The organism is Pseudomonas sp. AKS31 (assembly GCF_023634765.1).
Lineage (GTDB): Bacteria > Pseudomonadota > Gammaproteobacteria > Pseudomonadales > Pseudomonadaceae > Aquipseudomonas.
In genome coordinates, this window is sequence record NZ_JAMLFX010000003.1 from 618,179 (window position 1) to 631,746 (window position 13,568).

General features: G+C 58.2%; 12 protein-coding genes. 6 read left to right on the forward strand and 6 right to left on the reverse strand.

Annotated features, from left to right (window positions below):
- The 4 genes from M9827_RS13855 to M9827_RS13870 all read right to left on the reverse strand — a co-directional run.
- Positions 1-390: DUF1090 domain-containing protein (locus M9827_RS13855; RefSeq protein ID WP_250605846.1), on the reverse strand; the 390-nt coding region annotated here is incomplete at its 3' end.
- A gap of 97 nt (positions 391-487) precedes the next feature.
- Positions 488-2,164 (reverse strand): NAD-dependent DNA ligase LigB, encoded by a 1,677-nt coding sequence (gene ligB, locus M9827_RS13860; protein WP_250605847.1) that lies wholly within the window; start codon positions 2,162-2,164, stop codon positions 488-490.
- A 216-nt stretch (positions 2,165-2,380) separates the two neighbouring features.
- Positions 2,381-3,571: a methionine adenosyltransferase gene (gene metK, locus M9827_RS13865; protein WP_250605848.1), complete on the reverse strand. Its 1,191-nt coding sequence runs from the start codon at positions 3,569-3,571 to the stop codon at positions 2,381-2,383.
- Between the two features lie 18 nt (positions 3,572-3,589).
- Positions 3,590-4,585 carry an ArsR/SmtB family transcription factor gene (locus M9827_RS13870; protein WP_250605849.1) on the reverse strand — a complete coding sequence of 332 codons (996 nt, stop codon included), beginning with the start codon at positions 4,583-4,585 and terminating at the stop codon, positions 3,590-3,592.
- Positions 4,586-4,844: 259 nt separating this feature from the next.
- Here M9827_RS13870 and tkt point away from each other — a divergent pair, with 259 nt between their 5' ends.
- The 6 genes from tkt (at position 4,845) to fba (ending at position 11,192) form a co-directional block, all read left to right on the forward strand.
- Positions 4,845-6,842 carry a transketolase gene (gene tkt / locus M9827_RS13875; RefSeq protein WP_250605850.1) on the forward strand — a complete coding sequence of 666 codons (1,998 nt, stop codon included), beginning with the start codon at positions 4,845-4,847 and terminating at the stop codon, positions 6,840-6,842.
- A 160-nt stretch (positions 6,843-7,002) separates the two neighbouring features.
- Positions 7,003-8,055 (forward strand): erythrose-4-phosphate dehydrogenase, encoded by a 1,053-nt coding sequence (gene epd, locus M9827_RS13880; RefSeq protein WP_250605851.1) that lies wholly within the window; start codon positions 7,003-7,005, stop codon positions 8,053-8,055.
- Positions 8,056-8,067: 12 nt separating this feature from the next.
- Complete coding sequence (locus M9827_RS13885) at positions 8,068-9,231, forward strand: phosphoglycerate kinase (RefSeq protein ID WP_090287056.1); 1,164 nt, start codon at positions 8,068-8,070, stop codon at positions 9,229-9,231.
- Positions 9,232-9,265: 34 nt separating this feature from the next.
- On the forward strand, positions 9,266-9,487 hold the full coding sequence (locus M9827_RS13890; RefSeq protein WP_007913756.1) for a hypothetical protein: 222 nt from the start codon (positions 9,266-9,268) through the stop codon (positions 9,485-9,487).
- Positions 9,488-9,544: 57 nt separating this feature from the next.
- Positions 9,545-9,877: an MliC family protein gene (locus tag M9827_RS13895; protein WP_250605852.1), complete on the forward strand. Its 333-nt coding sequence runs from the start codon at positions 9,545-9,547 to the stop codon at positions 9,875-9,877.
- Positions 9,878-10,127: 250 nt separating this feature from the next.
- Positions 10,128-11,192, forward strand: a complete 1,065-nt coding sequence (gene fba, locus M9827_RS13900; protein ID WP_008081027.1) for a class II fructose-bisphosphate aldolase — start codon at positions 10,128-10,130, stop codon at positions 11,190-11,192.
- An 870-nt stretch (positions 11,193-12,062) separates the two neighbouring features.
- Here the strand turns inward: fba and M9827_RS13905 are convergent.
- Both M9827_RS13905 and M9827_RS13910 read right to left on the reverse strand, forming a co-directional pair.
- A complete protein-coding gene (locus M9827_RS13905) occupies positions 12,063-13,262 on the reverse strand; it encodes a type II toxin-antitoxin system HipA family toxin (protein WP_250605853.1) in 1,200 nt (399 codons plus the stop codon).
- Positions 13,259-13,510 carry a helix-turn-helix domain-containing protein gene (locus M9827_RS13910; protein ID WP_186616169.1) on the reverse strand — a complete coding sequence of 84 codons (252 nt, stop codon included), beginning with the start codon at positions 13,508-13,510 and terminating at the stop codon, positions 13,259-13,261. Before M9827_RS13910 ends, M9827_RS13905 begins: the two co-directional genes overlap by 4 nt.
- Positions 13,511-13,568: the final 58 nt, after the last annotated feature.

Genomic DNA, 13,568 nt, shown 5'->3' on the forward strand with positions numbered 1-13,568 from the left:
ATCGATTTCGTCTAGCGCATCCTGCAGTTCTTTGCGCGATTCGGCGAGTTTGTCTTTGCGTTTGTTGATCTTCTCCGGGTCGCCTTTCTTCATGGCTTTGTCGAGATCAGCCTGGCGCTGGCTCACTTCGTGTTTGGCTTCGAGCACCTTGTTTTCGCGCTCTTTCTTCAGGCCGGCGTCGGTGCAATGCTCGGTCACTTCGCGCAAGGCCGTTTCCAGGCCTGCCTGCTGATCGGCATTGCCGCGCGATTTCGCCTGTTCGATCTGATTCATGATGCCCTGCTTCTTGGCAGCGCAACCGGTCAGACCCGGGGCGTCTTCGTCGGCCATCACAGGGGCGGCCATCACGCCGCAAAGGGTCAGCATGGCGAGCGGTGCGAGAAATTTCATAAAAGCTCCATGTGCAAAGGCAATCGGGTCGGGGCGGCACTGCGCTGTTGGAGCGCCTGGGTAGTGGTTGGGTTCCCGGCGTACCGGGATTGCGTGCTCAGAAACCGCCGATGCCAGCGGTACGCAAGGTATCGCTCAAGGCTAACACCTGCGGGTCGCGGAAGAAGGCGCTCAATTGCGCTGCGCGACCGGGGCCGATACCGGGTTCTGCCTGCCATTGTTCGGTGTCACGTTGTGCCAGCGCCTGCCACGAATCAGGCAGTTGTGCCTGACCGGTTGGCGGTATGCCCAAGGCTTTGAGCCACTGCGCGAAGGGCCGTTGGCGGGCGCTGTGAAAACTGTGCATCAGACGGGCGCTGCTGCGTTCGCCAAAGCCGGCAATGTTAGCAAGCTCCGGCCCATCGAGGGTCAGCCAATCCAGCAGGTTATTCAGGCGGCCTGTTTCGAAAAGTTTCTCCCAGGTGCCGCGACCGACATGCTGCATCGCCAGCCCTTGTTTGCCACTGAGCCAGGTCAAGCGGGCGAGAAACTGGCTTTCACAGCCGGGAGTCGGTTGCCAGCAACTCAAAGCATGGAAGTCGTCGGCGTTGGGGATGTCGATATCTGCCCGCTCGGCGGCCCGCAGTACAACGCCGTCGAGTCGGGGAATGGTCAGGCCGGCGAGGCTGATAGCCACCTGATCGCCGGGACGAATATCCAGCGCTTGCCAGCGTTTCAACGAGCTGGCACTGACCCGTTTGATCTCTCGGTCATCGAGCATGACCGGGGTCAACTCGATCACCGGTGTGATGCGGCCAGTGCGGCCAATCTTGAAGTTGATCTTGCGAACTTCGGCCAACGCTTGCGCAAACGGGTATTTCCAGGCGATCGCCCAGTACGGTGCGCGAGCTTGCCAGCGTTCGGCGGGCGGGCGCTGACTCTGGCGCAACACCACGCCGTCGGTGGCAAAGGGTAAAGGCGAGCGATACCAATGGTCGCGCCATTTTTGTGCCTCTGCGAAATCGCTGGCGGGCTGGCTATACGGTTCAGTCTTGGCAAAGCCCAGCGCTACCAATCGTGAAATCCGTTCGGGCAAATCCAAAGGTCCTTGCGGCCAGTCCCAAACGAACAGTCCGATCCCGGCAGCCTGTTCTGCCGTGAAGGATTTGCGGTTCATCAGTCCGGCAACGGCGGCACGGGCGTTGACGCTGCCGGATCGGGCTTGCACGTGTTCATTCAAGCGCCAATAGAGCTCCCCTTGAACCAGCAGATCCAGCGGCTGCGTCAGGCGTTGAGGTATGGCGTTGATTCTTTGCGCTGAAGTCGTCCAGTCCTGTCCGCTGATCCCGTCACCGCGACTGATGGCTTGTTGCAACATCCCTTGGCGATAAACCAGCGTCACTGCCACGCCATCGATTTTGGGTTGAACCCAGACGTCCTGACGATCTCGTAGCCATGCTTGCACGGCCTCGGCTTTATGGATTTTATCCAGACCGGTATGGGCGATGGGGTGGGTGACTGTGCCTGAAGCCGTGCGCAAAGGTTCGACGGGCGAGGGTAGCCTGAAGCATTCACGCCATGCGCTCAGGCGTTGGAGTGACTGGTCGTAGAGTTCGTCGGCGATCAGTGAGCGGCCTTCGCGGTGATAGGCGTCGTCCCATTGGTTGATCTGTTTTTGCAGGGTGGCGATTTCGCTTTTTGCTTGAGTGGCCGGCCATTTCGGGCAGTCGGCGTGGGTGTTGAGGGCCGTACAGGCGGTGAAGAAAACCAACAACAGGCGCAGCGTGACAAGCATTGTGAGCGTCCTTGCTCAGGGGGAATGCTTGAAGGTTAGAAGACGATTGGGGGCTTGGCAGGTGGGGTGTTTTGCGGGGTGTGTCTGGTCGGGAAGTGATGTTGGTCCGGCTGGCCTCTTCGCGAGCAGGCTCGCTCCCACAGGGAGGTATTTCAGGCATGAAAAAGCCCCGCACGGCGCGAACCGTGCGGGGCTTTTTGTACCGCCGGGGAAGTCTTACAGACCAGCAGCAGAACGCAGGGCGTCGGCGCGGTCGGTTTTTTCCCAGGTGAACGTGGTGAAGGTGTCTTCGCCAACGGTCTTGGTCTGTGACGCCCGACCGAAGTGGCCGTAGGCTGCAGTTTCCTGGTACATCGGGTGCAGCAGGTCGAGCATGGTGGTGATTGCGTATGGGCGCAGGTCGAACACTTCGCGGACCAGTTTGATGATCTTGTCATCGCTGATCTTGCCGGTGCCGAAGGTGTTCAGCGAGATCGAGGTCGGCTGAGCCACACCGATCGCGTAGGAAACCTGGATCTCGCAACGCTCGGCCAGGCCGGCAGCGACGATGTTCTTGGCCACGTAACGGCCAGCGTAGGCCGCCGAACGGTCAACCTTCGATGGATCTTTACCGGAGAACGCGCCGCCGCCGTGACGGGCCATGCCGCCGTAGCTGTCGACGATGATCTTGCGACCGGTCAGACCGCAGTCACCTACCGGGCCGCCAATGATGAACTGGCCGGTCGGGTTGATATGGAACTGGGTGTCTTTGCTCAGCAGTTCGGCAGGCAGCACGTGCTTGACGATCAGCTCCATCACGCCTTCGCGCAGGTCTTTGTACGACACTTCAGGGTTGTGCTGGGTCGACAGGACAACTGCGTCGATACCGACAACTTTGCCGCCTTCGTAACGGCAAGTCACTTGCGACTTGGCGTCCGGACGCAGCCAAGGCAGCAGACCCGATTTACGGGCTTCGGCCTGGCGCTGCACCAGTTGGTGCGAGAAGGTGATCGGCGCTGGCATCAAAACGTCGGTTTCGTTGCTGGCGTAGCCGAACATCAGGCCCTGGTCGCCGGCGCCCTGATCTTCAGGCTTGGCACGGTCAACACCCTGGTTGATGTCTGGGGATTGCTTGCCGATGATGTTCATCACGCCGCAGGTCGCGCCGTCGAAACCGACTTCGGAGCTGGTGTAGCCGATGTCGCAAATCACATCACGAACGATCTGCTCCAGGTCGACCCAGGCGCTGGTGGTCACTTCACCGGCAACGATGGCCACGCCGGTCTTGACCAGGGTTTCCACGGCAACGCGTGCGTGTTTGTCCTGGGCAATAATGGCGTCCAGCACCGCATCGGAAATCTGGTCGGCGATTTTATCCGGATGCCCTTCGGACACGGACTCGGAGGTGAAGAGGGAGTATTCGCTCATCTCGATGTTTTCCTGAATTTACCGATGGTGAGTGTCGCCAGCCGGTCGCTGAAAGTGGCGAACCTGGATCTGGAAACCATTACGTAAGCCTACATAGAGGCTGTCCCCGGGAACGAGTCCCGCAGCGGTGGCCCAACGGGCCAAATCGTCCTGTTCAAACCCCAACCACAGATCACCGCAGGCCTCCCTGGCCCAACTCTGGTTGTGGCTACATAACTCTGTCACGAGCAAACTACCGCCCGGTTGTAGCAGCTTGGCCATATGCTTGAGCGCATCGGCCGGCGCGGCGAAATGGTGCAACACCATATTCAACACCACGCAATCGGCCGTAAGGCTTGTGCCATTCAATGCATCGGCCAATTGCAGGCTGACGTTAGCCAGCTGTTCACGTTCACATACCTGACGCGCCAGTTCGAGCATCGCCGGGCTGTTGTCCAGCGCGGTTACGGTGCCGAAGCGACGGGCCAGTTCCGGCAGAAAAGCACCATCGCCGGGGCCGACTTCAATGGCCGTGGCTTCGCCATTGAAGTTCAGTTTGTCGAGCAGGGCCAGCACGCTGTCACGGTACTGCGGCAGGCCTGCGATCAAGTCTTGCTGGGCACGGAATTTCTCCGCGACCCGGGCGAAAAAGTCCTGGCTGGCGGCGGCACGTTGGCCGTGAACCTGTTCGATGCGTGCTTGCACGTCGTCAGGCAGTGCCAGATGGTCGACTTCTTCTAACAATGCCGCGTGCAACTTGCCACCCAGCAGTTCGGTGTGGGGCAGGGCGCGGCGATAAAAAATCGCGTTGCCTTCGCGGCGCGTCGCCACCAGACCAGCCTGGGCCAGCACCTTGAGGTGATGACTCATGCCCGACTGGCCAATGCCGAAAATCTGCGCCAGCTCCAGAACACCGAACGAATCGTTGGCCAGCGCGCGCAATACATTCAGCCGCAACGGATCGCCGCCGGCCTTGCACAGGGCCGCCAGCTCGTCGCAATCGTCAGGGCGAATGGAAGGCATGGGTAAGTTCATAGGGCTGGCAGTCTAGAGAGGGGGGCAAATCATCGCAAGGCCAATATCAAAAAGTTTTGATATTGCTCGATAAATGGCACTTCTCACGAGACGGTTAACTCTACAAACGACTAGCGGAAAGGTTTCACCAACAGAAAGCGCCGCTATCCATTGGAAAAACGCCCCCCGATGACTATCTGTCATTGCCCCGAGGCGCTCCGGTGAGGGAAAATGCCCTCCTTTTTTCCGTTTCGACTTACCAGAACCCAGGAGATCAGCGATGCCTAGCCGTCGTGAGCGTGCCAACGCCATTCGTGCCCTCAGCATGGATGCCGTGCAAAAAGCCAACAGCGGCCATCCCGGTGCCCCTATGGGTATGGCAGATATCGCCGAAGTGCTTTGGCGCGACTACCTCAAGCACAACCCGAGCAACCCATCGTTCGCCGACCGTGACCGCTTCGTGCTGTCCAACGGTCACGGCTCGATGTTGATCTACTCGCTGCTGCACCTGACCGGTTACGACCTGTCGATCGACGACCTCAAGCAGTTCCGTCAACTGCACAGCCGCACCCCGGGCCACCCGGAATTCGGTTACACCCCGGGCGTTGAAACCACTACCGGCCCATTGGGTCAGGGCCTGGCCAACGCAGTGGGCTTCGCCCTGGCTGAAAAGGTACTGGGCGCGCAGTTCAACCGTCCAGGCCACGACATTGTTGACCACCACACCTACGTGTTCCTGGGTGATGGCTGCATGATGGAAGGCATTTCCCACGAAGTCGCTTCCCTGGCCGGTACGCTGGGTCTGGGCAAACTGATCGCTTTCTACGATGACAACGGCATCTCCATCGACGGCGAAGTCGAAGGCTGGTTCACCGATGACACCCCGAAGCGTTTTGAATCCTACAACTGGCAAGTGATCCGCAACGTTGACGGTCACGACCCGGAAGAGATCAAGACCGCCATCGAAACCGCGCGCAAAAGCCCGCTGCCGACGCTGATCTGCTGCAAGACCACCATCGGTTTCGGTTCGCCGAACAAGCAAGGCAAAGAAGACTGCCACGGCGCGCCATTGGGTGACGCGGAAATCGCCCTGACCCGCCAGGCGCTGAACTGGAACCACGGCCCGTTCGAAATCCCTGCCGACATTTATGCCGAGTGGGATGCCAAGGAAAAAGGTCGCGCGGCCGAAGCCGAGTGGGATCAGCGTTTCGCTGCTTACTCCGCTGCGTTCCCGACCGAAGCCAACGAGTTGGTACGTCGCCTGAGCGGCGAGCTGCCAGCTGACTTCTCGGAAAAAGCTTCGGCTTACATCGCTGAAGTTGCGGCCAAAGGCGAAACCATCGCCAGCCGTAAAGCCAGCCAGAACACCCTGAACGCGTTCGGCCCGTTGCTGCCGGAACTGCTCGGCGGCTCCGCTGACCTGGCCGGTTCCAACCTGACCCTGTGGAAAGGTTGCAAAGGCGTCAGCGCTGAAGATGCCAGCGGTAACTACATGTACTACGGCGTGCGCGAATTCGGCATGACCGCAATCATGAACGGCGTGACCCTGCACGGCGGCCTGGTGCCTTACGGCGCGACCTTCCTGATGTTCATGGAATACGCCCGCAACGCGGTGCGCATGTCGGCACTGATGAAGCAGCGCGTGATCCATGTCTACACCCACGACTCCATCGGTCTGGGCGAAGACGGCCCGACGCACCAGCCGATCGAGCAACTGACCAGCCTGCGCACTACCCCGAACCTCGACACCTGGCGCCCAGCCGATGCCGTGGAGTCGGCTGTGGCCTGGAAAAACGCTCTGGAGCGCAAGGACGGCCCATCGGCGCTGATCTTCTCGCGTCAGAACCTGCAGCACCAGGAACGCGATGCCGGCCAGATTGCCGACATCAGCCGTGGCGGTTACGTGCTGAAGGACTGCGCAGGCGAGCCTGAGCTGATCCTGATTGCCACCGGTTCGGAAGTCGGCCTGGCGGTTCAGGCTTTCGACAAACTGACCGAGCAAGGTCGCAAGGTGCGTGTGGTGTCCATGCCGTGCACCAGCGTGTTCGACGCTCAGGACGCAGGCTACAAGCAATCGGTTCTGCCGTTGCAGGTCAGCGCGCGTATCGCGATCGAAGCGGCTCACGCCGACTTCTGGTTCAAGTACGTGGGCCTAGAAGGTCGCGTGATCGGCATGACCACCTACGGCGAATCGGCGCCGGCTTCGGCACTGTTCGAAGAGTTCGGCTTCACCCTGGAAAACATCCTGGGTCAGGCTGAAGAACTGCTGGAAGACTAAGCAGTACGAATGCGGTGGCCCCGGCCACCGCGTTCCCCTGTAGGAGCTGCCGAAGGCTGCGATCTTTTGATCTTGATCTTAAAAAACAGGATCAAAAGATCGCAGCCTTCGGCAGCTCCTACATGGGGTTATGTTGTTAGCGAACACTATCGAGAACCCCATGCCTCAACCGCGTCCTTACAAAGTTGCACTCAACGGCTACGGCCGCATTGGTCGTTGCGTCTTGCGTGCGTTGTTTGAGCGAGGCGAGAAGGCCGGGTTTGAAATTGTCGCAATCAACGATCTGGCCGACATGGCCAGCATCGAATACCTGACACGCTTCGACTCCACCCACGGCCGCTTTCCGGGCGAAGTGCGAGTAGAAGGCGATTGTCTGCATATTAATGGCGACTGCGTGAAGGTGCTGCGCAGTGCCACCCCCGAAGGCATCGATTGGGCGTCGCTGGGCGTCGATCTGGTGCTCGAATGCTCCGGCGCCTACAACACCCGTGAAGACGGCCAGCGTTTCCTTAACGCCGGCGCGCCGCGCGTGCTGTTCTCGCAGCCGATGGCCAGCGAGGCGGATGTCGATGCCACCATCGTTTACGGCGTCAATCAGGACTGCCTGACCGGCGACGAACTGCTGGTGTCCAACGCCTCCTGCACCACCAACTGCGGTGTGCCGCTGTTGCGCTTGCTCGACAAGGCGATCGGCCTCGATTACGTGTCGATCACCACGATTCACTCGGCGATGAACGATCAGCCGGTGATCGACGCCTATCACCACGAAGACCTGCGCCGCACGCGTTCGGCGTTCCAGTCGGTGATCCCGGTGTCCACTGGTCTGGCGCGCGGTATCGAGCGCCTGCTGCCGGAACTTGCCGGGCGAATTCAGGCCAAAGCCGTACGCGTGCCCACGGTCAACGTGTCCTGCCTCGACATCACGATGCAGACCGCCACCGCGACCGATGCCAATGAGGTCAACCGGATCCTGCGCGAAGCCGCCACCAACGGCCCGCTCAAAGGCCTGCTGGCCTACACCGAGTTGCCCCACGCCAGCTGTGATTTTAATCATGACCCACATTCGGCCATCGTCGATGCCAGTCAGACCCGTGTCTCCGGCCCCAAACTGGTGAACATCCTGGCCTGGTTCGACAACGAGTGGGGTTTTGCCAACCGAATGCTGGACGTTGCAGAACACTATCTGCAAACAGCAACTTCAAAAAAACCGTAGGAAGTGCGACCCATGACCGTGTTGAAGATGTCCGACCTCGATCTGCAAGGTAAGCGCGTATTGATCCGCGAAGACCTCAACGTCCCAGTCAAGGACGGTGTTGTCACCAGCGATGCGCGTATCCTGGCTTCGCTGCCGACCATCAAGCTGGCCCTGGAAAAAGGTGCGGCCGTGATGGTCTGCTCGCACCTTGGCCGTCCGACCGAAGGCGAATTCTCCGCCGAGAACAGCCTCAAGCCAGTCGCTGACTACCTGAGCAAGGCCTTGGGCCGTGAAGTGCCGCTGGTGGCTGACTACCTGGGCGGCGTGGACGTCAAGGCCGGCGACATCGTGCTGTTCGAAAACGTGCGCTTCAACAAAGGCGAGAAAAAGAACGCTGACGAACTGGCTCAGCAATACGCCGCCCTGTGCGACGTGTTCGTGATGGACGCGTTCGGCACCGCTCACCGCGCCGAAGGTTCGACCCACGGCGTGGCCAAATTCGCCAAGGTTGCGGCTGCTGGCCCGTTGCTGGCCGCTGAACTGGACGCACTGGGCAAAGCCCTCGGTGCGCCGGCCAAGCCAATGGCGGCCATCGTTGCCGGCTCCAAGGTGTCGACCAAACTCGACGTGCTGAACAGCCTGAGCCAGATCTGCGATCAACTGATCGTCGGCGGCGGCATCGCCAACACCTTCCTCGCGGCGGCCGGTCACCCGGTTGGCAAATCGCTTTACGAACCGGATCTGCTCGACACTGCGCGCGCCATCGCTGCCAAAGTCAGCGTGCCACTGCCGGTCGACGTGGTGGTTGCCAAGGAATTCGCCGAAACTGCAGAAGCCACCGTCAAGCTGATCGCTGACGTTGCTGCCGACGACATGATTCTGGACATTGGCCCGCAAACCGCAGCCAACTTCGCCGAACTGCTGAAATCTTCGAAAACTATCCTGTGGAACGGTCCGGTCGGCGTGTTCGAATTCGACCAGTTCGGCAACGGCACCAAAGTGCTGGCCCAGGCCATCGCTGAAAGCTCGGCGTTCTCCATTGCCGGCGGTGGCGACACCCTGGCTGCGATCGATAAATATGGCGTGGCTGAGCAAATCTCCTACATTTCCACCGGTGGCGGCGCGTTCCTCGAATTCGTCGAGGGCAAAGTGCTGCCAGCCGTTGAAGTCCTGGAAAGCCGGGCCAAGGCCTGAGGCCGCCCGTTTGGCCAGGCAAAGGAGTGTTTACATGGTCAAGTCGTTAGCGCTGTTGTTGCTGACCGGTACGCTGGCGGCCTGCGGGAGTAACCCGAAGGCCGAAGCCACGCCGGCGCCGAGCGAGTCGCAGAAGGGCTGCTATCAGGCCGACTGGCAGGCCGAAACCAACCCGGTGCTGAACAAGCGTTCGGGGCCGGACGGTCTGGACAAATACGAGACGCAAACCCCGGCCAAGGAACATGGTTGTCCTTGACGGGTCTGACTCTTTAACTCAGGGCTGGCGGCGTGCGCCGTCAGTCGAGGAACACGGATGAAAGGCTTGATCGCCATTGCGGCGTTGGCATTGTTGGGCGGTTGCGCGCAGTTGAACCTGTTTCAGTCGTCCGCCCCGGCGGATCACTGGACCACCTGGACCTGCGACAGCCAAGCCAAAGTGCTGTGGCGTTACGCCGATGCCGGCCAGAAGGAAGTCGACGTTCGGCTGGGTGGCGGTGACCAGGTCTATCGCCTGAAAGAAGAGCCGGGCGCTTCGGGCACGCTGTACAGCGACGGCATGCTGGCGTTTCACGTCAAGGGTGACGAAGGCCTGGTGTACTGGGTCGCCACCAATGACCTGATCGGCCGCGGCTGCAAAGCGCAGTAATTGACACACCACAGTTCTAATGTGGGAGCGAGCCTGCTCGCGAAAGCGGTCTGACAGGCACTGCATCGCTGACTGCAAGATTGCTTTCGCGAGCAGGCTCGCTCCCACAGGGACTGTGCAGGTTTCCAAGATTTGCTTTATCGAATCACCAGACCGGGCCTCAACCCCCGATCTGCAATCACTTGAATAGCCGCCGCCGCTCCGGCAGGCTGGCACGATTAACGACCCTCAACCGGGAGAGACACACACAATGGCACTTATCAGCATGCGCCAGATGTTGGACCACGCAGCCGAATTCGGCTACGGCGTTCCAGCTTTCAACGTCAACAACCTTGAGCAGATGCGCGCCATCATGGAAGCCGCTGACAAGACTGACTCCCCGGTGATCGTCCAGGCTTCGGCCGGCGCCCGTAAATACGCCGGCGCACCTTTCCTGCGTCACCTGATCCTCGCCGCGATCGAAGAGTTCCCGCACATCCCGGTGTGCATGCACCAGGACCACGGCACCAGCCCTGACGTCTGCCAGCGTTCGATTCAACTGGGCTTCAGCTCGGTGATGATGGACGGCTCGCTGGGCGAAGACGGCAAGACCCCGACCGACTACGACTACAACGTCCGCGTTACCCAACAAACCGTGGCCATGGCTCACGCCTGCGGCGTTTCGGTAGAAGGCGAGCTGGGCTGCCTGGGTTCGCTGGAAACCGGCATGGCCGGTGAAGAAGACGGCATCGGCGCCGAAGGCGTTCTGGATCACAGCCAAATGCTGACCGACCCGGAAGAAGCCGCTGACTTCGTAAAACGCACCCAAGTCGATGCCCTGGCCATCGCCATCGGCACCAGCCACGGCGCCTACAAGTTCACCAAGCCACCTACCGGTGACGTGCTGGCCATCGACCGCATCAAGGAAATCCACAAACGCATCCCGAACACCCACCTGGTGATGCACGGTTCGTCCTCGGTGCCACAAGAGTGGCTGGCGATCATCAACCAATACGGCGGCGACATCAAAGAGACCTACGGCGTACCGGTTGAAGAAATCGTCGAAGGCATCAAGCACGGCGTGCGCAAGGTCAACATCGACACCGACCTGCGCCTGGCATCCACCGGTGCGATGCGTCGCCTGATGGCCACCAACCCGAGCGAATTCGACCCGCGTAAATTCTTCGGCGCGACTGTTACTGCAATGCGTGATGTTTGTATCGCTCGTTACGAAGCGTTTGGTACTGCCGGTAATGCTTCGAAGATCAAACCGATCTCGCTGGAAGCGATGTATCAGCGTTATCTGAAGGGTGAGTTGAACGCCAAGGTAAACTGAGCCTGAGCGTTAAACTGGTTTAAAAGAAACCCGCCGGGAGGCGGGTTTTTTGTGGGCGACTGTTTCGCCTGATGAAAATGCGCCTTCATGAAGGCGCACTTCGTTGGTGAATGTAAGAATGACTAAGTACGTGAGCGCGGCCCTGCTTTATGAAAAACCAATTTTTGAGGCGGTTGCGATTGGTCTTTAGGGGTGCGGGTAGCGTTCATTATCGCGAATTGATTCGGGCTCTCCAAGTATGGTGATTGCAAATCCCAGTTGTCTGTAGGCGTCTCGAAGCTAAACGATGTAGAACTAGTGTCTCTATTAAATTTGAACCCTCCTTTTATATCCTGGGTGGCTGTAGGGAGTTTGGGCTTGTACTCAGTTAATGTCCCGCTGAATCTGCCACTGGCTTCATCATGGCTGGAAATTCTAAAGCTAATAGTCTCTTGCTCGACGTCGTAGCCGCCATTGATGTAATCGCCATTTATTGGGTGTGACATGTCTATCTCCTTGAATGGTGGACTTGTGGTTTGTTTCGATGTGCGAAAAGAAATAGATTTAATTGTGTGCCTTGTTCTATTTCATGTTGCTTCAATAAGAATAGTTTTTTATGCTCATGCGAGCACCTGTAATAAATGACAGTTTTTAATATTTATTTACTATAAGGGTTATGCGTTTTTTGTAAGTGAAATAAGGAGATGCCAAAAAATAGGCAGTGTCAAAAATTGGCGGATTTATTTAAGTAAGATCTCGCTGGAAGCGATGTATAAGCATTATCTGAAGGGGGAGTTGAAGGCTAGGGTTAGCTAAGTTTGAGTAGTTTAAAACTGCTGATAAAAAACGTCGTTAGGCGGATGTGGACGGTTATTTCTTGTGGTTACAACGCTATCCAAAAGTCAGAGAAAATGGCGCTGCCGCGTGCTCAATGGCGTTGACCACATGAGGAGCCTGCTCACGATACTGGGGATAGCGCTTGAGCACTGCTTCAACCGAAGCAAGCAGATGCTGAATGCGTTCCTTGGGTTGGTCGATTTCACAGGTATAAGCAAATTCCAGGAGACCTTGTCGTGAGGCAAACATTGACTTGTTGCCCGCCAGATCCAATGCCAAAACATCTTCTGGAATATAGGCCGTGGTGTTGACGATGTCGTAAGCCGGCGCCAGATGCGCATCGCGTTGCGTGGGTTCTGAATAGAGCAATCCGAAATTTTTCAAATGAGCGTCGCCGTTTCCGACGATGCAGCTCAGGGCGATGCTATCGAAGAGTTGATCAAGCGACGTACGCCAGTGTCTCACCGGACAAAACACTCGAACAGCCTTGGCGATTGCCGCATAACTTCTGCTGTACTTCTGGTTAGCCGACAGCCCCATCAGCACCGCCATGTCTTCAAACCCAATCGGATTGAGCTGGTCGTCGCGGTCAAAGCGGCGCATGACAAACAGTTTGGCGTTGTCGGAAAGGTAAAACGGTGGAACGGGAATACCCGCCTCTTTCGCCATGGACATGCAAAGGAATTCGTTGATCGCCAGGCCCGGAAATTCGTCTCTGCCACTCTTGATGATCAGATCCGAGGTTTTGGATGTCACTCTCGGCAATTCTATTTCTTGCCGCTCCGGCACCAGCAACTTGGGTTGAACACCTGAAATGCCCGCCCGCAGGATGTAGCGATCAAGCATGTCGGCGAAGATATCTTCCGTACCGTCCCACGTGAGAATCTCTTCGAGTTTTTCTCCCGGAAATTCTTGCGCCTCCAACAAGGCATCAACGGTTTCAGAGCGTACGTGAACCCTGCCAATGGGCGATGTACTGCCGGAAAGCGCCAGTAGCAGCATTGGGTCGACGTTCACAGTTTTGGCCAGGCGGTTGCGCAACTGCTCCAATACATAGCCTTCTGGCAGGTTCATCTGAAAAACAGGGTGCAGCTCGCGCCGACGAAATTCGTCATGTCGCACAGGCATCGAGAGGCTGATCGCCATTTGTGGCGATGCATCTTCGTGATAACGGAAAGTGAAATCCTCGGCATCGCTGAACAGTCTGCCGCTATTACCCTCAAGGGTACTGACTTGAAGAGAGGACATTTTCATTCGAATAAATCTCCAAGCTCTTCAAGGGTTGGCATCGTTGCTGGAACCACCGAGAGTTCGCAGTCCAACGCAGCCAAAACCCGCGCGTAAGCGATCATGCCGACAGAAAGGGTGCCTTTCTCCACCGCGATGACTTTGTATCGCGTCAGTCCCGCCAGCTCGGCGAGCTGCGCCTGCGTCAGGCCACGATTTATACGTTTTTCACGTAATTGAATGCCGAGACGGGTAATTAAAAGAGAGTAATCCATGTTGCGCTACCGTCACATTTTGATGTCAATGTAGCGTATGCGGAACATTTAATCTAAT

Bases quoted from the DNA above. Each gene is read 5' to 3' on its own strand.
- ligB (WP_250605847.1), bottom strand. From the start codon at position 2,164: ATGCTTGTCACGCTGCGCCTGTTGTTGGTTTTCTTCACCGCCTGTACG.
- metK (WP_250605848.1), bottom strand. From the start codon at position 3,571: ATGAGCGAATACTCCCTCTTCACCTCCGAGTCCGTGTCCGAAGGGCAT.
- M9827_RS13870 (WP_250605849.1), bottom strand. From the start codon at position 4,585: ATGAACTTACCCATGCCTTCCATTCGCCCTGACGATTGCGACGAGCTG.
- tkt (WP_250605850.1), top strand. From the start codon at position 4,845: ATGCCTAGCCGTCGTGAGCGTGCCAACGCCATTCGTGCCCTCAGCATG.
- epd (WP_250605851.1), top strand. From the start codon at position 7,003: ATGCCTCAACCGCGTCCTTACAAAGTTGCACTCAACGGCTACGGCCGC.
- M9827_RS13885 (WP_090287056.1), top strand. From the start codon at position 8,068: ATGACCGTGTTGAAGATGTCCGACCTCGATCTGCAAGGTAAGCGCGTA.
- M9827_RS13890 (WP_007913756.1), top strand. From the start codon at position 9,266: ATGGTCAAGTCGTTAGCGCTGTTGTTGCTGACCGGTACGCTGGCGGCC.
- M9827_RS13895 (WP_250605852.1), top strand. From the start codon at position 9,545: ATGAAAGGCTTGATCGCCATTGCGGCGTTGGCATTGTTGGGCGGTTGC.
- fba (WP_008081027.1), top strand. From the start codon at position 10,128: ATGGCACTTATCAGCATGCGCCAGATGTTGGACCACGCAGCCGAATTC.
- M9827_RS13905 (WP_250605853.1), bottom strand. From the start codon at position 13,262: ATGAAAATGTCCTCTCTTCAAGTCAGTACCCTTGAGGGTAATAGCGGC.
- M9827_RS13910 (WP_186616169.1), bottom strand. From the start codon at position 13,510: ATGGATTACTCTCTTTTAATTACCCGTCTCGGCATTCAATTACGTGAA.